This is a genomic window from Heyndrickxia sporothermodurans (assembly GCF_003055045.1).
GTDB classification, from domain to species: domain Bacteria; phylum Bacillota; class Bacilli; order Bacillales; family Bacillaceae_C; genus Heyndrickxia; species Heyndrickxia sporothermodurans.
The window spans coordinates 83,887-104,514 of record NZ_NAZB01000011.1; the positions used below are offsets into that span (position 1 = coordinate 83,887).

Below are 20,628 nucleotides of genomic sequence, written 5' to 3' on the forward strand. Positions count from 1 at the left end.
TGTACACTAATTTTTTTCCAAAATTTTCTTTAGTTTAAATATCGCTTTGGAATGGATTTGTGAGATTCGCGATGTTGAAAGGTTCATAATTTCTCCTATTTCAGTTAAAGTTAGCTCTTCACGATAAAATAAACTTAGAACTAATTGTTCCTTCTCGGTTAGTTGCGTGATGGTGGCAGTTAGTTCTTTGATTTGTTCATTTTTCACTAACTGTTCTTCAGGGCTCGGAGAATTATCATCCTTAATAATATAACTGCCAGTCTCCCCGTCATCCATTTCGCTAATGTGTTCATCGATGGAGAGAATATTTGCAAAAAAATGCTCGTTCACAGTTTGATAAACTTCTTCTTCACTTATTCCTAAATGATTCCCAATTTCTTCTGGAGATACGGTTCTCATATATTGTTGTTCTAATTGTTCGATCGTCATTTCAATTTTTTTTGCCTTTTCTCGCGTTCCCCTAGGCAACCAATCCTCTTTCCTTAGACCGTCAAGAATAGCGCCCCGAATCCTAAATGATGCATATGTATCAAATTTCAAGTCTCGCGATAGGTCAAATTTATTTAATGCGTCCAGTAGCCCTAACATACCTAGACTTTTCAGATCATCCTTTGAAACATTGCGAGGAAGCCCTACCGCAATCCTTTGTACATGATAATGTACAAGCGGTAAATATTTTTTCACTAAAATATCACCCGCCTGTGTATCACGAGAACTTAGCCATAAATCCCAGTATTTTTTTTCTTCTTTCGTTTCCGGATATGCCATGGTTGCCCCTCCTCGTTAGTTTCATAAACTAGACGCTACAGTTCTATTATTCCTTTATTAACTGTCCGTACTTGCAAAATTAATGTTTCTGGATTAAATTCGATTGTTCTACCGCTATTTCCACCGGTATCTTCTGCCACTAGTTGGATATTTTCGTTTTGTAAGGCTGACTTAACTGCTTCCACATTTCTTGGTCCTATTCGCATCACTTCATTAACCGCTGAAAAGGAAAACATTTCGGCTCCACCGGCAATTTTTGCTTTTAATTTTAGTGGATTACCCCCAGCATGAATGATCCTAGATTTTAATTCTATAATAGCAGTATCTGCAAATTTACTTTTATTAATTGATTGAGAATTTTTCGCAATACTTGAATCCGGTAACATAATATGAGCTAATCCAGCTAAAGGTTGAGATGAATCATATACAATAACCCCTACACATGAGCCTAAACCAGTCGTACGGATTGTATTTGGTGCTGTAACAATATTCATATCTGCAATCCCAACTTTAACAACAGTATCCATTCATTCCACTCCCAACGATTTAAAAATAATTTGAAATGATTCTGGATTTGGGAGTAGAAAAAAATGTCCATTTACAGCTGATAAAGAATCCGCTTCATAAAGTGCCGTATCAACAACGATTGCATGATCACTTATTTGAGAAACCTCTAATAAACCATAACTTATGATCGCTCCAAACATATCAACACTAAGCGCCGGAACTGAAGGTAATAAATCTAATTGTGTGAAATCTGATAAAGCTGTTAAATATGAACCTGCCAAAATATTCCCTAACTCTTGAGCAGCTGATACTCCTATTTCTGAGATGGGACTAGCAAATGTAAATGTTGGGTCACCGATCATTTGTTTAATAAAACGTTCACCTTGTTCAATTGGGAGAATAAAAAACATATTCCCATTAGCATCCCCTTCAATTCTTAAGAACACACTAACAACGACATTTTCCGACCCGCCTGCTAGTTCCATGATATCATTGAAAGGGACTATTCTTACATTTGGAATTTTCATATCAATTTTTTTGTTTAAAAGGGTAGATAATGCTGTCGCTGCATGACCGGCACCAATATTCCCAATTTCTTTTAATATATCCAAATGTATATTTGTAAATTGATCCTTTTCCATAAATGAAAACTCCTATTTGAGTGGACTTAGTACTTTTTCTAAGTTAATTAATAATAATAATCGTTTATCAATTTTCGCTACTCCGGAAATATATTCCGCTTTGATCGTGTCGACAACTTCAGGATGGGGTTCGATGATGTCTTTTGTAATATCCAGAACATCATTGGCTGCATCTACTAATAAACCAACTTCCATATTATCAACTACAACAATAATTATTCTCGTGCTTTCATTGGATAAAATCTTTCCAATCCCTAACCGTTTTTGTAAATCGATAATTGGTAAAACAACGCCGCGTAAATTTATGACACCTTTAACAAAACTTTCGGTACGAGGGACTCTCGTTATATGTTGTACTTTTTCAATTGCACGAACTTGTTCAACAGGAATAGCATATTCTTTATCCAATAATTGAAATACAATTAATTTTACATTTTCTGAAGCTAATGATTCTGTCAATTTCCCCACTCCCATCACTTTATCAATGCGTTACAATCGATGATTAATGCAACTTGTCCATCGCCAAGAATCGTTGCACCAGATATTGCAAAAACATTTGTTAAATAATTCCCTAGTGATTTTAAAACAATTTCTTGCTGCCCAATAAATGAATCAACGACCAATGCAGCCATTTTACTTCCTTTTCTTACTATAACAACGGATAAATAATCATTCTCTTCAATTTCCACCGGTACACTAAATACCTCATTTAAAAATACAAGTGGTACGATATTTCCTCTAAAATCGATTACTTTTTGATTATGAGCATTTAAAATATCACTTTTCTTAATGATTGCTGTTTCGATAATAGATGAAAGTGGAACAGCGTATTTTTCATTACCTAATTCTACTAACATTGCTGAAATAATAGATAATGTTAGTGGGAGCTGGATAATAAAGACTGAACCTTGACCTTCTGTTGATTCAATATTAATGACACCACCTAGAGATTCAATAGTTGCTTTAACAACATCCAAGCCAACCCCTCTGCCGGAAATGTCGGAAATCGTATCTGCCGTTGAGAATCCAGATGCTAAAATTAATTCAAATACCTGCTTATCGGTTAAACTGCTAGCCTCATCTTCACTAATGATCCCTTTTGATAATGCTTTATTTAATACTTTCTCCCGATTAATTCCTGCACCATCATCTTCGATTTCGATAAAGACATGGTTTCCACTATGATACGCTTTTAACTTGATCGTTCCTTCCTCAGGCTTGCCTTGACTTCTTCTTTTCTCAGGAGTTTCAATTCCATGGTCAATTGCGTTTCGAAGTAAATGGACGAGTGGATCACCAATCTCATCAATTACTGTACGATCAAGTTCAGTTTCTGCTCCAATTACCTCAAGGTTAATACTTTTATGTAAGTCTCTAGCAAGTTGTCTTACCATTCTTGGGAATCGATTAAATACAGTCTCAACAGGAACCATCCGCATATTTAAAATAATATTTTGTAGATCACTAGAGATTCTTGTCATTCTTTCAACCGTTTCATCTAGTTCCGAGTGATGAAGTTCTTTTGAAATTTGTTCTAATCTCCCGCGGTCAATCACTAGTTCTTCGAATAAATTCATTAATATATCAAGTCTTTCGATATTCACTCGAATCGTTTTATTTTGACTTGTGGAATTTCCTTTCGTTTGCGTACTTTTCTTTTCTTTTGATTTTTCAATTTGTTTTTCCCTCTTTTGAGGTGCTGCATGTACTTGATTTGTTATTTCTTTATCTCCCAATTCTTCTTCCTGGCATTGATTCAAACGGGTAATTTCCACAATCTCGACTTTTTCAATCTCAGAAACTTTCATTACTTTCTTTTTGATCTCTTCAGATAAATCATTTGTTATTAATGTAATAAAAAATTCATGGTCAAATTGTTCAGCTTCCAATTGTTCCACGGTTGGATTTGACTTTATTACTTCGCCGCATTTTTCTAACACTTCAAAGGTCATAAAGACACGGGCAGCTTTTAATAAACAGTCACTTCTTAATGAAATGGAAAGTTCATAGCAATGAAAACCTTGATCTAATGATTGCTGTATAATCGTTTGCTCATATTGGTCATAATTATTTTTTAATTCAAGTTTACTATCTTCTACGGTAGTTGCTGCAACTTCATCTTGTGCCATTTGGATAGTTGCCGGTTCTCCGGTTTCTATCATATGTAATTTCTCAATGACTAAGGATACATCTTTTTTTCCATCGCCACCAGTGGCAATGGACTCAACCATAAATTCAAGATCATCAACTGCTAAAAATACTACATCTAAAATCTCAGGGGTCACCCTAATCTTTTCATTCCGAATTGCATCTAAAACATTTTCCATCTTGTGGGTAAGATTTGCTAAATCTTCATACCCCATTGTTGCTGACATACCTTTCAATGTATGTGCGGACCTGAAAATTTCATTTACAATTGAAAGGTCTTCCGGATTCTTTTCTAAAAGTAATAATTGTTCATTACAAGATTGCAAATGCTCTTTACTTTCCTCAATAAAAATCTCTAAATATTGCCCCATTTCCATATTAACCCCACACCCTTCTATCCCATATATTTCATTATTGTTTTCGCAACGTGATTAAGATCTGTAATTTCATCTACAAGATTCGTAGCAATTGCGGATTTCGGCATTCCAAAAACGATACAGCTGTTTTCTGATTCTGCAATCGCCTTGACATTCCCTTTTGTTTTTAATTCGATCAATCCTTTTGATCCATCCGCCCCCATCCCCGTTAATATGACAGCAATCTTGTCATACTCACTGAAGTGACTAAGAGATTCAAACATCATATCAACGGATGGTCGATGTCCTTTAATAGGGGGTGAGTGATTCAAACTAATCGCTAGTTCATTACCTACTTGTTTTAAAACTAAGTGATGATTTCCGGGTGCAATATAGGCGACACCATCTTTGATATATTCGCCATCCTCAGCTTCTTTTACGGTAATTTCACTTAATGCATCCAGACGGCTAGCTAACGATTTTGTAAATCCGGGTGGCATATGTTGAACGATTAAAATAGGCGCCTTAATTGATTTTGGCAAGACTGTTAGCACTTCCTGCAATGCTTTTGGTCCGCCGGTTGAAGAACCAATACATATGATTTTTTTTCTTTGGGCGTTCTTCCAATTATCCTTTAGTATCGGTTTTATTTTTTCCGGAACATTGTCCCGGTTCGTAATTAACGCTCTTTTCACGTTCGTCATATTTACCTGTCCAGCATTTTTCACTTTATTAATTAATTGTATTTTTATTTTTTCTAAATCAAGAGATATCGTTCCTGAAGGTTTAGCAATAAAATCAATAGCACCATTTTGCATCGCTATAATTGTATTTTCCGCGCCTGATTTCGTTGTGCTCGATAGCATAATGACAGGTTTAGGAAACTCATCCATTAAAATTGCTAACGCTTCTAGTCCGTTCATAATTGGCATTTCAATGTCCATCGTAATAACATCCGGGTTTAATTGTTTTGTTTTTTCAATCGCATCCTTTCCATTTCTAGCAATTCCCACTACCTCTAAGTAGGGGTCCTCTTCTAAAAAATTCACGATTAATTTTCTCATGAATGCAGAATCATCAACGACTAATACTTTAATAGGTTTCATGATCAGCCCTACCTTTCAAAGAAGCTCCGTAGTTTCCGGATAAACGGATTCGATTGGGATGATTGTTTCTCATATTTTGTTTCACCTAAATAATTTTGCACCATTTTTTCAAGTTTTTCCGAAATGGATGAGTGAGGAAACTCTGTATAAAAAGGAATTTGACGAATGACCGCTTTTCTTACATGCGAATCTTCAGGTAATATTCCAAGTATGTGAATATCTTTATTCAAAAATTTTTTCATCACGGTTTGTAAACGGTTTACAGTAATAATTCCTTCCTTTTCTTTTTCACTTCGATTGCAAATTAAAAAGAGGTTATTTTCTAAACTTTGTAAAACAATGTATTTCATCATTGAATATGCATCTGTTACCGAAGTAGGTTCAGGTGTTGTTACAACAAAAATATCATCAACCGATAATAATATTTGTAGATTCACAGTTGTTGCTCCTGCCCCCATATCGAATAGAATAAAATCATATTGATATTGTAACTTTTCTAATTCTTCCAATAATCTTTGAACAAAAATATGATCTAATTCCAGTACTTCAGAAAATCCATTTCCTGCTGAAATATAGGAAATATTATTAGGTCCTGAAAAAATAATTTCATTGATTGGTATGTCTTTTTCAATATAATCAGAAATGGTATATTTTGTATCTACACCTAATAAGACGTTGATATTCCCCATCCCTATATCAAAATCAAAAATCAGCACCTTATTTCCTTTTTGTGCTAAAGAAAACGCAGTATTTACCGTAATATTGGATTTACCAACACCGCCTTTTCCGCTAACAACAGCAATCGTTTTAGCAGGAGTAGATTCAATAGCTTTTAGCTTCTTTCGTAATTTTTCTGCTTGATCACTCATAATTTCATACCTTCAAATAAATGATTAACCAATCTGTCCCTTGAACATTCTTCCAAATCGTCTGGTACGTCTTGACCATTCGTTAAGTAAGCAACGCCTTTCCCATTTTTTAATACTAAATTAAAAATGGTTCCATAAGTTGAGGTTTCATCCAATTTAGTAAAAATGAATTTGTTAATTTTTAGTGACTCAAAGTTTTTAATAATCATTTGAATGTCTTTTTCTTTCATCGTCAGTGACAGTGTCAAAAATGTTTCCATGCTTTGTTTGAAATCGATGAGGTTTTCAAGTTCAGTAATATACTTCATTTCCCGGTAATTTCGACCTGCAGTATCAATAAATATGTGATCATATTCAGCATATTTTGTAATCGCTTTTTGGAAATCTTCTAATTTATATACTACTTCCACTGGTACATTTAAAAGATTAGCATATGTTTTCAACTGTTCTATAGCTGCTATTCTATAAGTGTCTGTTGTAATAAAGGCAATTTTCTTTCTTTTTTCAAGCACTTCACCTGCAGCAATTTTTGCTAGCGTAGTTGTTTTCCCAACTCCTGTAGGGCCAACTAAATTAATGAACTTTTTCTGAGGAGAAATGCCGCCATGGTTAATCGTAGACAAACTCGAAATTATAAATTCTTTTGCCCATTCCACTACTTGGTTCATTGTTGGCTCATTGTCGCTATTTCGATAACGAATAAGTAGTTTATTACTTAACTCTGAAATAATATCAGCATTTATTTCTTGTTCGTGTAATTTTTCACAAATGATTTGGATAGCCTCAGGTAAATGTTTTAGTACAAGTGATTGATTTAATGTCATTTCCTGAACCATTTTTTTAATTTCTGCTAGTTCATTATGAAATTCATTTTTATTATTTTTCTCAATGTTTACTTGTTGCTGTACAGGAATAATCGTTGGCTTTTGCTGTTTTTCTTTCAAAACTGCATGATTTTGTCTCGAATCCATATCTAAGGCAGCAATGACTTCTAGGTTTTTTTTCTTAAATAATCCAAACCAGCCACCCGAATAGACGACTTTAGAATTAAGAATGACTGCCTCATCACCCAATTCACGACGAATTTGCTTCATTGCTTCTGACATATTTGATGCTACGAACTTTTTTACTTTCATTATAGATTCACCACCCCAACGCTTTGTACCTCAACATTTGCCTCCAATTCATTATAAGAAAGAATAGGAACCCTCGGAAAATATCTTTCTGTCAATTGTCGCACGTACATCCTTACTGCAGGAGAACATAAAATAATTGGTGATTGACCAATCACTGACAACTGTTCGACCTGCTCGGCTATTGCTTCTAATATGCTTTGTGAATCATTCGGATCGATTGATAAATAATTTCCATGTTCTGTTTGTTGAACACCATCAGCTATTATTTTTTCAATTTTTCCCGAAACAGTAATAACTTTTAAATTATTTCCGTCCTCAATATATTGATTCGTAATTTGCCTTGCTAAGCTTTGTCTTACATATTCAGTTAACAAATCAGTATCAGATGTCATTTTTCCAAAATCAGCTAAAGTTTCAAAGATAACCGTTAAATTACGAATTGATACATTTTCTTTAAGTAGTTTAACTAAAACTTTTTGTATATCACCGACAGAAAGTGGGTTTGGTGTAACTTCCTCTACTAAAATCGGATAAGTCTCTTTTATATGATCAATTAGTTGCTTCGTTTCCTGTCTACCTAATAATTCATAAGCATTTGCACGTAAAAGCTCTGTAATATGAGTAGATACAACGGATGGCGGATCAACAACCGTAAAACCTAAAATCTCCGCTTGTTCTTTCGTATCTTCAGTAATCCACTTAGCAGGTAAACCGAAAGACGGTTCTATCGTGTCAATTCCTTCAATTGAATCTTCCCCAATACCAGGGCTCATCGCCAAGTAATGATCGAGGAGCAGTTCACCTCGTCCCATTTCACTTCCCTTTATTTTTAGCACATACTCATTGGGTTGCAGTTGAATATTATCACGAATTCGCACAACCGGAATGACAATACCCAATTCTAATGCTAATTGACGTCTAATCATAACGACTCGGTCAAGTAAATCTCCACCTTGATTTGCATCTGCAAGAGGAATGAGACCGTAGCCAAATTCAAATTCTATCGGGTCGATATTTAATAGATTAATAACACTTTCGGGACTTTTCAGTTCTTCCGACTGTATTTCTTCTTCCATATCCTGAATATTATTATCGGTAGTCTTCGTTACTTTCGAAAGTCTATATCCACCGAGTGCAATAGCCGCTGAGATTGGAATTGTCACCAAATCATTAATCGGAGTGGCAATACCTAATAAAAAAATTGTGCCAGCGGCAACATATAACATTTTCGGAAAAGCAAGGAGCTGAGATATGATATCTTGTCCCAAGTTCCCATCTGATGCGGCCCTTGTAACGACTATTCCTGTTGCCGTCGAAATTAATAGTGCTGGTATTTGACTTACAATACCATCCCCAACAGTGAGTAGTGAATATCTAGTAGCTGCTTCCGCAATCGGTAAACCTTGCTGGGTCATTCCGATAATAATTCCAAAAATTAAGTTGATAAGTACAATGATAATTCCCGCAATGGCATCTCCTTTTACGAATTTACTCGCACCATCCATAGCACCGTAAAAATCTGATTCCCTACTTACTTTCTCTCGACGTTCCCGAGCTTCTTGTTCCGATATCATACCGGCATTTAAATCGGCATCAATACTCATCTGTTTCCCTGGCATTGCATCAAGAGTGAAACGGGCTGCTACTTCCGATACCCTTTCAGATCCTTTTGTTATTACAACAAATTGGATGATAATTAAGATGAGAAAGACAACAAGTCCAACAACGACATTTCCTCCAACAACAAACGTTCCAAATGTTTCTACTACACCACCAGCTTCACCTTTTGAAAGAATCGATCTTGTCGTGGATACGTTTAAGCCAAGACGAAATAAGGTTAATAGCAATAGAAGTGATGGAAAAACGGAAAACTGTAAAGGCTCTGTCATATTCATTGATGTTAATAAAACTAATAATGCTAAAGAAATATTGATGATGATAAGAAAGCTCAGTAGTCCTGGTGGAAATGGTATGATCAACATCGCCACTATTAAAATGACACTTAATATAACAGACAAATCTCTTGTTGACACACTATTCTCTCCTAACTAATGAAAAAACTAAATTTTATTTTTGATTCGATAAACATATGCAAGAATTTCAGCTACAACTTTAAAAAATTCTTCTGGAATTGCATCACCAATTTCGGTCTGATCATATAAGGCCCTTGCCAATGGACGATTTTCAACCATAATGATTTCATGTTCTTTTGCGATCTTTTTAATTTTTTCTGCTACAAAATCAACGCCTTTGGCAATCACGTATGGAGCATCTTGCTTGTTCTCATCATATTTTAAACAAATGGCAAAGTGGGTCGGGTTTGTGATAATGACATCGGCTTTTGGAACTTCTTGCATCATCCTTCGCATCGCCATCTCCCTCTGCCTTTGCTTTATTTTCGATTTAATTAATGGGTCACCTTCACTATTTTTGTACTCGTCTTTAATATCCTGTTTTGACATTCGAATATTTTTTTCAAAGTCAAATTTTTGATATAAAAAATCAAAAACAGCCAAAAATAAAAGTGCAATGGATGCAGCTACACCCATTTGTAATGCTAGATTAATAATAACCTTGACTGCATCCCCAACTGACTTATAGGATAATCCCAATACTTCGTCAATTCTAGTCCAGAGAACGATAAATGTAACAACGCCGACAAATAATATTTTCAATATAGACTTAAGCAATTCAACAATAGCCCTCATTGAAAAGATTCGTTTAAAACCTTTAATTGGATCAAGCTTTTCTAGTTTAGGTGCGATACTTTCCGGGGAAAATAGTAATCCTATTTGAGCGAAATTAGAAACGATTGCCGCTATAAATGCTACAAGTAGAATCGGACCTAATACTATGGCTATTTCCTTTAAAACCTCTACTACAAGTACATGAAAATTATTTTCAGTTAAATCTACTAATAATAAATGTTGAAAAGAAGAACGGAAAAAATTAAAAATATGATTTCCAATAAATGACGAACCAAATAATAAAAATAAAAATACTGCTAAAAGTCCTACTGCTGTATTGATGTCTTGACTTTTAGCCGTTTGTCCCTTTTTTTTAGCATCCTGCCGCTTTTTAGGGGTTGCTTTTTCTGTTTTTTCTCCGGAAAAAAATTGTAAGTCAAGCGATAGCAACTTCATTTATGAACCACCTACTAATTTCATGACATCTCTCATCGTGTAAAACATAGATGCAAATAATTGCTGGCATACAGAAAAAATGACGCCCATCACGATAATTAAGACGATAAAACTGACCGCTATTTTTACCGGGAATCCGACCACAAAAATATTGAGTTGTGGCACCGTTCTAGCAATTATTCCTAATGCAATATCCACTAAAAAGATAGTCGCTACGACAGGAATCGACATTTGGAAAGCAATAACAAACATCTTACTAAATGTTTTCATAATAAAATCGACAACACTGGCATCTCCAAATGAGAATAATGCTTTATCAATAGGGATAAATTGATAACTGTAAAATATTCCGTCTAAAATAATATGATGACCATTTACCGCAAGTAACAATAATAAAGCAAAACTATATAAATATTGACCCATTAATGGACTTTGCGTTCCTGTTTGTGGATCAATCACATTGGCAATTGCAAATCCCATTTGAAAGTCAATAAACCCTCCGGCAATTTGAATCGCTGATAAAATCAAGTATGCGATAAATCCAATAAAAAGCCCGACCATTGCTTCTTTAATAATTAGCAAAATATATTTTCCATTAATTTCAAATCCATGAACATCCATCGTATAATACATTAACCATGCTAAAAAAAAGGCAAAGCCAATCCGATAGACAGCCGGAATTGTTCGATAGGAAAAAAAGGGCATAGTAACAAAAAAAGCTGATATACGGACAAAAATCAGTAAGAAGACCGTAAAAGATGGAATAAGTTGCTCCATTATCTTAACCTACATATCTTGTTAGATTTGCGAAAATATCTGTTGCATAGGATAGTAAATGACTTAACATCCATGGCCCAAAAAGTACAAGCCCGATCAAAACTGCCACAATTTTCGGGATAAACGCGAGTGTTTGTTCTTGTATTTGTGTTGTTGCTTGAAATATGCTGACAATTAAGCCAATGATTAACGCAACTAATAAAAGTGGCCCGGCAACAATTAAAGTAACATAGATCCCCTTCTCAGCAATGGATATGACCATATCCGAATTCATTTTCAATCACCTATCTTTAAAAGCTTTGTAATAATGATTTAACTACGAGATACCATCCATCGACTAAAACAAATAATAATATTTTAAACGGTAGAGAAATCATAACAGGGGGTAGCATCATCATCCCCATAGACATTAAAATACTTGCAACAACCATATCGATTACTAGAAAAGGAATAAAAATCATAAAACCAATTTGGAATGCAGTCTTAATCTCACTTAATGCAAACGCTGGAACTAAAGCTGTAATTGGAATGTTTTCTACTTTTTCTGGCTGTTTTGCATGTGAATAATCAAGGAAAAGCTCTAAATCTTTTTGTCGCGTGTATTTACTCATAAATTCCTTAAATGGAACGCTTGCTTTATCATAAGCCTGTTCTAAAGTGATCTTATCATTAAATAAAGGTGTTAAAGCTTGTTGATTTACCTCACTAAATGTCGGTGCCATAATAAAAAATGTAAGAAATAATGACAAGCCAACAATCACTTGATTTGGTGGCATTTGTTGTGTCGCTAATGATGTACGAACAAAGGATAAAACAATCACAATTCTTGTAAAAGAAGTCATTAAGATTAATATACTAGGAGCTAAAGATAATACTGTTAACAAAAGAAGGAGCTTTACTGCTGTCGAAACATTATCAGGTGAACTATTATTAAAAAACTGCATAAAATCATTCATCTGTTTCTTGCTCCTTCGCGTCTATCTTGTTCATCGTTTTTCTTCTTTCTTTATTCATATTTTCCAGTTGATTTTTCAATATATGTTGAAAAGAAGGTGATTTGGAAGAATTATTATCCGACTTTTTCTGTTTGTATTTATTTGTTAATTTTGTAATCATATCTCTCGGTTCAAGCGACTGATCGACTTGATCTTCGTAGTATTGGATAAACTCTTCAACTTCTTTTTGATTTTCAATTTCTTTAAGTAAATGGATATCTTCGCCGACACCCAAAATCAGTATTCTATTTCCTGCTTTAACGATTTGTAATGATCGGTTACCTCCTAATGGAGTGCCTCCGAAATTTTGTATTAATCGGTTCTGCTGATACGAACGACTTTTTTTATTAATAAATTTAAGTAAAAAATATAATAAGGCAATAACAAATATTAACGCAAAAACCATTTTGACTCCATCCCATACTGTGATGATGGAATGATTAGATTTTGCAATACTATCCGCACTTTTTGTGTTTTTTTCGGATTCCTTTTTTGAATCCTTCTGAGATTCATTTGAATGTTGTTTAAACCAGTCTTGAACATTCCCATTATTTGCCTCCGCATGGGCGACAATATGTTGCCCATACAGAGGTGTAATGAGTAAAATGAGTGTCAATAGTTTAAATACCGCTTTTCGCACGTTTCGTACACCCTCTTATTATCAATTAAGCCAGTGTTTTTTGAATTGCTTCTATTACACGATCAGCCTGGAAAGGTTTCACGATAAAATCTTTCGCGCCAGCTTGAATAGCATCAATAACCATTGCTTGTTGTCCCATTGCTGAGCACATAATTATTTTCGCACTTGGATCTATGCCTTTAATTTCTTTCAATGCAGTAATTCCATCCATTTCCGGCATCGTAATATCCATTGTTACTAAATCTGGTTTTAATTCTTTATATTTTTCAACTGCTTGCGCACCATCAGCTGCCTCAGCCACTACTTCAAAGCCATTTTTTGTTAATATATCTTTAATCATCATTCTCATAAATGCAGCATCATCTACAACTAATATTCTGTTTCCCATTTTTATATCCTCCGTTATAAAGCTTATATTTGTTTTATTCTTTCTCTCTGACTAACAATATCTGTAATTCTCACACCAAAGTTTTCATCAATTACAACTACTTCCCCTTGTGCAATCAATTGCCTGTTCACTAATATATCGACTGGCTCACCAGCGAGTTTGTCCAATTCAATAATAGACCCCGAGCCCAATTCAAGAATCTCTTTAACTGATCTTTTTGTTTTGCCCAGTTCTACCGATACTTGAAGTGGAATATCCAATAACATATTTAAATTTCTTGTTTCAGGTGCAGCAAGCTGTTGTTCATCGAAACTAGAAAAAACAGCCGGTTGAACATTTTGTTGTATATTATTCTCAGTATTCGTATTAGAGGGTTGCTGTCTTATTGGTTGTGTTGCCTGAGGTTGTACCGTTTGTTTCCCACTAAATGAATCTACGTTTGTATGACTAACTACTTGTTCGTTTATCGCGTCATAACTATTTTGTGGATTTTTTGTTTCTTTCGTTTCATTGGTGTTAAATAGGTCATCTACTAATCTTTTCCCAAAATCTAGCGGTAAAACTTGCATGATTGAGGAATCAATTAGATCTCCTACTTTTAATCGAAAAGAAATTTTAATAATTAAATCCTGATCAGGTATATTTTCAGTTCCTTCACCTGCATTTAAATTTAAAATATCGACTGTTGGTGGAGAAATGTCAACACGCTTATTAAATACTGTAGACATCGATGTAGCAGCCGAACCCATCATTTGATTCATTGCTTCTTGTACAGCACTTAGATGTATTTCATCCATCGTTTCAGATGATTGTCCAGTTCCACCAAGCATTAAATCAGCAATTACAGAAGCATCGGATTGTTTAATGATCATCATATTTATCCCGGAAAAGCCTTCTGTATATTTAACTTGAATAGAAATATACGGATGTGGAAATTCATCTTTTAATTTAGATTTTTCTACAATTGTAACTGTAGGAGTAGTAATTTCCACCTTTTGTGATAATAGAGTAGATAATGCTGTAGCTGAGCTTCCAAACGAGATGTTTCCAATCTCTCCTAGTGCATCTCTTTCCATTGATGTTAAGTAATCGTCGACATTCAATGTTGCATTTTCTTCTTCATCATCAGCAGTACCACGTAAAAGAGCATCAATTTCATCTTGTGAGAGCATGTTATTCATCATCTTCTCCCCCTTTCACATCTTGTAATATTTGAACGGCCATTTTTTTACCTCTTTTTCCCGTTTGTGCAATGTATTTTGGGATTCCCTCTATTTTTACAATTACAGGGTCATTAATATTTTGATCCAATTGAATAACATCTCCTATATTCAAATTCAGAAAATCTTCAATTGTAATTTCACTAGTACCTAATTCAGCAACAAGTGGAATAATAGCTTGCTTAATGTTTTTTTCAATCTTCTCTGTTTCTTTAGGTTCTTTTTCTTTCAAACTATTATTTTGCATCCAATAGTGAACCGATAGATTGGGGATAATTGGTTCCAACACTACGTGTGGAATACAAAGATTAATCATTCCACTCGTTTCCCCAATTACAGTATTCATAGAAATTACAACAACTGTTTCATTCGGAGATACCATTTGTAAAAATTGTGGGTTTACTTCAAAATCAACTAACATTGGCTCAATTTCTGTTATATTTACCCACGCTTCCGTTAGATATTCAAATCCGCGTTCAAATAAGTTCGACATAATTTTCTTTTCAATTTCAGTCAAATTATCAACTTTATTGACACTGGTCCCTTTTCCACCCATTACAAGGTCTAGCATGGAGTATGCGATATTAGGGTTAATTTCCATTATGATTCTTCCATCTAATGGCGGAACATCAAAGGAAGTTAATATTGTCATTTTTGGTACTGAACGAACAAATTCTTCAAATGGAATCTGATCTGTTGAAGCTACCGTTATTTGAACAAATGTCCGTAGCTGTGCTGAAAAATAGGTTGTTAACAATCTCGCAAAATTTTCATGAATTCTTGTTAAGCTTCTAATTTGATCTTTAGAAAAGCGTAGAGCTCTTTTAAAGTCATATACCTTTACTTTCTTCGTTTCTTCCTCTTTTTTAATATCCTCAGCATTCATTTCTCCCGTTGACAAGGCACTTAATAGGGCATCAATTTCGCTTTGTGATAGTACTTCACCTGACAATAGTCTACACCTCCCTTATTTGGTTTTTAGTTATTTATTGTATTACATAGGAGGTTATATATATTTTTACAACATTACCATTCTGTAAATAATGATCAATTTTTGTTTTTAACGTATTTGTTAATTTCTCTTTTCCTTTTCTTCCTTTTAAATCATTAGATGTTACTTCAGAAAGTTCTTCGATAACGGAATCCTTCACTTGAAAATCACGTTTTTCTAATTCTTCTTTTGCTTTTTTATTATTTGTCTCTATTTTTAAGGCAATTTTTATAAAATGATTATCTTTTAAATTTGTCGTAATTTCAGGTACATCTAAAGAATTTTCTACAACTTCCTCAATGGAAGGCTCGGTAGTTTCCTTTTTCGTATCCATTTTATTAATAATAATAATTGCAATTGCACCGACCAATACTATTCCTAAAATAATCGTAATACTTGTAGCAATCATTTTATTCTTCATCATTTATCACCTCCTGATTTAACGTACCGATAAGATTAATAGAACGGTAGAACTGATAAATTTGTTCTTGAACTTGTTCCACCGTTTCTAAAACGACATATTTATGTCCATTCAATAATGTAATGGTCGTATCAGGAAATGCTTCAATTGTTTCAATATAAAGGGCATTTAATATAAAACTTTGCCCTTTTAATTTTGTTACAGTTATCATAAATATTTCAGGACTAAGGCATGACAACTTAGTCCTGTTCCTCCTAATTATCGTTTTAGATTAATTAATTCCTGCAAAATTTCATCAGATGTTGTAATAATTCGGGTATTTGCTTGAAAACCACGTTGTGCAACAATCATTTCAGTAAATTCCTCCGAAAGATCGACGTTTGACATTTCAAGTGAACCGGAAGCAAGTGTTCCAAGACCATCACCTGGATTACCGTAATTTGCTGTACCTGAGTTAACCGTTGCTTGAAATAAGTTATTACCAGCTTTCTGTAAACCAGCCGGATTACTAAATTTAGCTAACGCTAGAACCCCTAATTGGATAACCTTTCCGTTGGAATAGACGCCATTTACTTCACCCATTGAACCGATATTAAAACTTTCAAGAGATCCTTGTATTTGTCCATTTGGCGTAAAAACAGCATTTAAATTTTCACCGCCGAAGGTTAATTTAGTTAGATCCAAATTAATATCATTTGACAGCACTGCCTTTCCAGTTCCATCATTTAATTTTAATTTTATTTTTGTTCCGTTTTGGGTCCATTTATTATTAGCTGCATCATAAACAAGATTGATAGAAACTTTATTATCATCCGGTTTATTTGCTGGTGGTGCATCTAATGATTTATCCTCAAATGTCAATTTCCATGTCTTTCCATTGTTTGAACTAGTTTTTAATTCTAGTACATGTTTCACGCCTTTTGCATCGACTACTTCAATCTGTTGAGTTTGTTCAGTTATTCCACTAACACTTTTAGGCAAATTACCAACTATTTTAATAGCATCAGTCAATTGAGAAGGCAAAATAGAATTCACGTCAACTACAATATCTTTCAAATTACCAGTTCTGTCGTATTGTTGAACTTTCATTCCGTCACTGTTTACCAAAGTTCCAGTATTATCTAGATAAAAATTCCCTGCACGTGTATAAAGATTTGAATTGCCATTTTTTACGATAAAGTATCCGTCTCCGTCGATTGCTAAATCAAGTGATCTACCAGTTGTTTGTAGGCTTGATTGTGTATCAACAATATCAATAGATGCAAGGGTTGATCCTAAGCCGACTTGCATCGGATTTTTACCACCTTTACTATCGGTTGCTCCGCTAGCACCTGAAATTGTTTGATTCATTGTGTCTTTGAAAGTCACACGACCTTTTTTAAAACCGTACGTATTTACGTTTGCAATATTATTTCCAATTACGTCTAATTTTGTTTGGAAATTTTTCATACCACTTATTCCTGAATACATGGAACGTAACATTTTGTTTTCCCCTCTCGAAATGGTTTAGCTGTATCTATCGGTCAACAGCTTTCGACTTCCTTCTCGGTCCAGTCGAATAAATTAATTAACGATGATTGCACCGTTTATATTAGTGAATATTTGTTCACTTGCTTCTTGTAAATTCATCGCTGTAATTACCGTTTCGTTTTTTGCACTGACAATTAAGGCAGCATTTTTCACAATGACAAGCGATTCATTTATTCCTTTATTTTTAGCTTCAGAAACTCTTTGACCAATTTTATTCCATTGACTTGAATCTATTTGAATACCTCTTTGTCTTAGCCTTTCACTAGCATGCTTACTTATTGTCAATTTTGTCGATTGCTTCGATATTGCCTTGTTTAAATGCTCAGAAAAAGGTGCTTTTCCTGCATTCGTTTTACTGTTTGAAACCTGAATAGGTTGTTTCGACGTAATTGGATGTAATGGAACTTGACTAAATATTGGTCTATCCATTAAACCACATCCTTAATTTTCAATTTGTGTTAATTGGTCTGCTTTTATTTTCTTGTCATTATCTAATACGAGCCAAGTATTTCCGTCTTTTGCAGAAACAGACTTTACAATTGATTTTTGTTCCTTTCCATCATCGTCGAGCCAAGTTACAGATTTTCCAATTAAATAACTTGCTTGTATTAAAGCATTTTCTTTACTTTGTGTATTTACTTGGGAAATATTAGCGGGATCTAATTCAGTTCCATCATCTAAAATAAACTTGACTGAATTTTCAATGAATCGAACTCCTTTTATAGTCCCTTTCCCTTGTAAAACTTTGGTTCCATCTTCGGAATTTTTATCTTCCACTATTTTGTGCCATGTAATTTCTTTACCGACGAATTGCGAATATGTAACTAATTGGTTCTGCTGTTGCATATCTACAAATGTTTCCATTGATTTACTCATATTCGTCATTTGTTCTAATGATGAAAAAGTGGCCATTTGTGCAATAAAATCTTTATCTTGCATCGGATTTAATGGATCTTGATTTTGCAATTGCACCATTAATATTTTTAAGAAATCATCTTTACCTAAAATATCCGAACCCGTTTTTCTTTTTGCATTTTGCGTACTAGAGTACATTAGATTTGGATCGATTGTATTTGCCATATCATCACCTATATTTTCTCTTCTAGTAAACTCTCTTGTAAAAAATCTGAAAATTGGACGTTATTTTCATCTTCATGTTCACTCGTTTGTGTTTGCTGCTCTTGCTCAAATGGATGTTTCCCGGATTCATTGCCACCACGTTCAAATCTCTGCGCCTCAGCCTCACCATATAGAACATCAATTTTATCTACTTGGATATTTTGTAGTGTAAAAGCATTTTTTAATTGATGTAGTTGGGAATCAAGTAATTCCTTTGCGGAACCTGTAGATGCAAACAATTTAGCCGTTATCATTCCTTTATCCTGTAAGATTTCAATTCTTAATGATCCGAGATTCTCAGGATATAGTTTAATCAACAGCTTATTTGTACCATCACCTTTAAGTAATTGTGATTTTCCAATAATATTAGAAAAGTCTTTTACAAATTGTTGGTAATCAACTGGTTTAGAATCCCTATTTACATGAATTGCAAATTGCTCTATTTTCGAGATTTGCTGCATTGGAACATGACTAGATAAAGACTGCTCACTTATCTCTGTTTTTGAATTGCTATTCGTGCTATTTTTAATTGCTTCTTGCTTATCAACAAATACCCTTTGAAAGGTATTTTGTAAAATGGTATTTTTATTCTCATTACTGTCTTTCGCAAGAATCGTTTCTAATTTTGAAATGACTGTTTGCATTGATTCTTTGAGAACTGATACATTTTTTAAATCATTTTTAGAAAGATCCATTTGTTTCGCCAAACTTTCAATTACTACACCTGTTTTGGCAGCGATATGCAAAAAATCCGGATTCAAATGTTTAAAAGTCTCTTTCGGCAAGTTTGAAAGAACGGTTAATAAATCGGCTGCACCTTTTATGTACTCACCGTCTTGCATTGATTTTTTTATCGATAACAATTGAGTCGACTGTATTGGATTATTTCCAATTAGCGAAAGAAGTTCATCTATTAAGGTAGATAATTGTTCTTGCCATTTTTCCTTTGGTAAGCCTAATACTTCACTAATTTGATCCTCAGTTGGTTTTGTTTCATTAAGTAATAGTCCCGTACTATTATCATCTTTCATGAATCCGTTTTTTAATAACGTTAGTACCTCATTTAATGCTTCAAGTAGATTCTGTTCACCATCGGAATTCATTCCATTTTGTGGACTCACCATCATATCAAATGCACTTTTGAATCCTTTAGACTGTTGTGCTTGACCTATTTGACCTAATTTTTGTTGAACCGGAACTTGAACTGGCATTTGTAAAACTCCAATATTCACTTGTTCACCTCCTTTCAATCGACTAAAATAATTACTTAGTTGTATTTGCACTAAGCAATTCAGTGTATTTTGCCGCACGGTCAGCAGGCATTTTTTCCATTACTTTTGCCAATACATCTGATTTCATATTGGATAGAATTTTTAATGCTTCTTTATCGTTCATATTCATAATGATCGGTGCAGCATTTTTAGCAGACATTGTTTCATACGTACGGACTATTTCCGAAAAAGCTTTTTTGTTTTTATCTTGAATTTGCTTCAATTCTATAATTTCATCTTGAAGTCTTTTCTGTTCTAGCAAAAGTTGCTTCTTTTCGGAATCCTGACTGTCAATTTTGGATTGTAATTGTGTTAATTCAGCATTTTTATTCTCAATTTCTGCTTGCAAATCGACAATTTTATCTTCATATTTCTTAATACTTTTACCGCTGCTTGTATCTTTATTTGATGATGAAGCAAGCGAAAACTTTGCACCGATATCTTTCGCCTTTTCAAAAACATTTACACCAGCTACTTGAGCTACAACTAAGCCGATAAAAATAGCAAATAATAAAGGAATAAAGATAACATATACAAACCACTGAAACTTATTCTTTGATTTCTTTTCATTTTGTTCATTCATCACTTTGCTCATTTGAATC

General features: G+C 34.0%; 24 protein-coding genes. All 24 read right to left on the reverse strand.

Annotated elements, in window-relative coordinates:
• Window positions 1–6: 6 nt before the first annotated feature.
• The 24 genes from B5V89_RS04240 to B5V89_RS04355 all read right to left on the reverse strand — a co-directional run bounded on the left by B5V89_RS04240 (window position 7) and on the right by B5V89_RS04355 (window position 20,621).
• Complete coding sequence (locus B5V89_RS04240; RefSeq protein ID WP_108070629.1) at window positions 7–768, reverse strand: FliA/WhiG family RNA polymerase sigma factor; 762 nt, start codon at window positions 766–768, stop codon at window positions 7–9.
• Window positions 769–803: 35 nt separating this feature from the next.
• Window positions 804–1,295, reverse strand: coding sequence for a chemotaxis protein CheD (locus B5V89_RS04245; protein ID WP_108070631.1), 492 nt, complete (start codon window positions 1,293–1,295; stop codon window positions 804–806).
• Window positions 1,296–1,916, reverse strand: a complete 621-nt coding sequence (locus B5V89_RS04250; protein ID WP_108070633.1) for a chemotaxis protein CheC — start codon at window positions 1,914–1,916, stop codon at window positions 1,296–1,298.
• A 12-nt stretch (window positions 1,917–1,928) separates the two neighbouring features.
• A complete protein-coding gene (locus B5V89_RS04255; protein WP_066233112.1) occupies window positions 1,929–2,375 on the reverse strand; it encodes a chemotaxis protein CheW in 447 nt (148 codons plus the stop codon).
• 14 nt (window positions 2,376–2,389) lie between these two features.
• Window positions 2,390–4,441 carry a chemotaxis protein CheA gene (locus B5V89_RS04260; protein ID WP_108070635.1) on the reverse strand — a complete coding sequence of 684 codons (2,052 nt, stop codon included), beginning with the start codon at window positions 4,439–4,441 and terminating at the stop codon, window positions 2,390–2,392.
• Between the two features lie 17 nt (window positions 4,442–4,458).
• Window positions 4,459–5,526 (reverse strand): protein-glutamate methylesterase/protein-glutamine glutaminase, encoded by a 1,068-nt coding sequence (locus tag B5V89_RS04265; RefSeq protein WP_108070637.1) that lies wholly within the window; start codon window positions 5,524–5,526, stop codon window positions 4,459–4,461.
• An 8-nt stretch (window positions 5,527–5,534) separates the two neighbouring features.
• Window positions 5,535–6,395 carry a MinD/ParA family protein gene (locus B5V89_RS04270; RefSeq protein ID WP_108070639.1) on the reverse strand — a complete coding sequence of 287 codons (861 nt, stop codon included), beginning with the start codon at window positions 6,393–6,395 and terminating at the stop codon, window positions 5,535–5,537.
• Window positions 6,392–7,531, reverse strand: coding sequence for a flagellar biosynthesis GTPase FlhF (gene flhF / locus B5V89_RS04275; protein WP_108070641.1), 1,140 nt, complete (start codon window positions 7,529–7,531; stop codon window positions 6,392–6,394). Before flhF ends, B5V89_RS04270 begins: the two co-directional genes overlap by 4 nt.
• Window positions 7,531–9,564: a flagellar biosynthesis protein FlhA gene (gene flhA / locus B5V89_RS04280; protein WP_108070643.1), complete on the reverse strand. Its 2,034-nt coding sequence runs from the start codon at window positions 9,562–9,564 to the stop codon at window positions 7,531–7,533. The genes flhF and flhA overlap by 1 nt, the downstream gene beginning before the upstream one ends.
• Window positions 9,565–9,591: 27 nt before the next feature.
• Window positions 9,592–10,674: a flagellar biosynthesis protein FlhB gene (gene flhB / locus B5V89_RS04285; protein WP_066233096.1), complete on the reverse strand. Its 1,083-nt coding sequence runs from the start codon at window positions 10,672–10,674 to the stop codon at window positions 9,592–9,594.
• On the reverse strand, window positions 10,675–11,451 hold the full coding sequence (gene fliR / locus B5V89_RS04290) for a flagellar biosynthetic protein FliR (RefSeq protein ID WP_066233093.1): 777 nt from the start codon (window positions 11,449–11,451) through the stop codon (window positions 10,675–10,677).
• Between the two features lie 4 nt (window positions 11,452–11,455).
• The gene (gene fliQ, locus B5V89_RS04295; protein WP_066233090.1) at window positions 11,456–11,725 is read right to left on the reverse strand and encodes a flagellar biosynthesis protein FliQ; all 270 of its coding nucleotides are present in this window, start codon (window positions 11,723–11,725) and stop codon (window positions 11,456–11,458) included.
• Window positions 11,726–11,741: 16 nt separating this feature from the next.
• Window positions 11,742–12,407, reverse strand: coding sequence for a flagellar type III secretion system pore protein FliP (gene fliP / locus B5V89_RS04300; RefSeq protein WP_107921080.1), 666 nt, complete (start codon window positions 12,405–12,407; stop codon window positions 11,742–11,744).
• Window positions 12,400–13,086, reverse strand: coding sequence for a flagellar biosynthetic protein FliO (locus B5V89_RS04305; protein ID WP_107921079.1), 687 nt, complete (start codon window positions 13,084–13,086; stop codon window positions 12,400–12,402). Before B5V89_RS04305 ends, fliP begins: the two co-directional genes overlap by 8 nt.
• A gap of 25 nt (window positions 13,087–13,111) precedes the next feature.
• Window positions 13,112–13,474 carry a chemotaxis protein CheY gene (locus B5V89_RS04310; RefSeq protein ID WP_066233078.1) on the reverse strand — a complete coding sequence of 121 codons (363 nt, stop codon included), beginning with the start codon at window positions 13,472–13,474 and terminating at the stop codon, window positions 13,112–13,114.
• Between the two features lie 23 nt (window positions 13,475–13,497).
• On the reverse strand, window positions 13,498–14,658 hold the full coding sequence (gene fliY / locus B5V89_RS04315) for a flagellar motor switch phosphatase FliY (protein ID WP_108070645.1): 1,161 nt from the start codon (window positions 14,656–14,658) through the stop codon (window positions 13,498–13,500).
• Window positions 14,648–15,646, reverse strand: a complete 999-nt coding sequence (fliM, locus tag B5V89_RS04320; protein WP_107921077.1) for a flagellar motor switch protein FliM — start codon at window positions 15,644–15,646, stop codon at window positions 14,648–14,650. Before fliM ends, fliY begins: the two co-directional genes overlap by 11 nt.
• Window positions 15,647–15,680: 34 nt before the next feature.
• Window positions 15,681–16,109: a flagellar basal body-associated protein FliL gene (fliL, locus tag B5V89_RS04325; RefSeq protein WP_066233068.1), complete on the reverse strand. Its 429-nt coding sequence runs from the start codon at window positions 16,107–16,109 to the stop codon at window positions 15,681–15,683.
• A complete protein-coding gene (locus B5V89_RS04330) occupies window positions 16,096–16,344 on the reverse strand; it encodes a flagellar FlbD family protein (RefSeq protein WP_373454650.1) in 249 nt (82 codons plus the stop codon). Before B5V89_RS04330 ends, fliL begins: the two co-directional genes overlap by 14 nt.
• A 20-nt stretch (window positions 16,345–16,364) precedes the next feature.
• Window positions 16,365–17,588 carry a flagellar basal-body rod protein FlgF gene (gene flgF / locus B5V89_RS04335; protein ID WP_108070647.1) on the reverse strand — a complete coding sequence of 408 codons (1,224 nt, stop codon included), beginning with the start codon at window positions 17,586–17,588 and terminating at the stop codon, window positions 16,365–16,367.
• A gap of 81 nt (window positions 17,589–17,669) precedes the next feature.
• Window positions 17,670–18,065 carry a TIGR02530 family flagellar biosynthesis protein gene (locus B5V89_RS04340; protein ID WP_066233060.1) on the reverse strand — a complete coding sequence of 132 codons (396 nt, stop codon included), beginning with the start codon at window positions 18,063–18,065 and terminating at the stop codon, window positions 17,670–17,672.
• Between the two features lie 12 nt (window positions 18,066–18,077).
• Complete coding sequence (flgD, locus tag B5V89_RS04345; RefSeq protein WP_066233055.1) at window positions 18,078–18,716, reverse strand: flagellar hook assembly protein FlgD; 639 nt, start codon at window positions 18,714–18,716, stop codon at window positions 18,078–18,080.
• Window positions 18,717–18,724: 8 nt separating this feature from the next.
• The gene (locus tag B5V89_RS04350) at window positions 18,725–19,987 is read right to left on the reverse strand and encodes a flagellar hook-length control protein FliK (RefSeq protein WP_108070649.1); all 1,263 of its coding nucleotides are present in this window, start codon (window positions 19,985–19,987) and stop codon (window positions 18,725–18,727) included.
• A gap of 31 nt (window positions 19,988–20,018) precedes the next feature.
• Window positions 20,019–20,621, reverse strand: a complete 603-nt coding sequence (locus B5V89_RS04355) for a MotE family protein (protein WP_066233049.1) — start codon at window positions 20,619–20,621, stop codon at window positions 20,019–20,021.
• Window positions 20,622–20,628 lie beyond the last annotated feature (7 nt).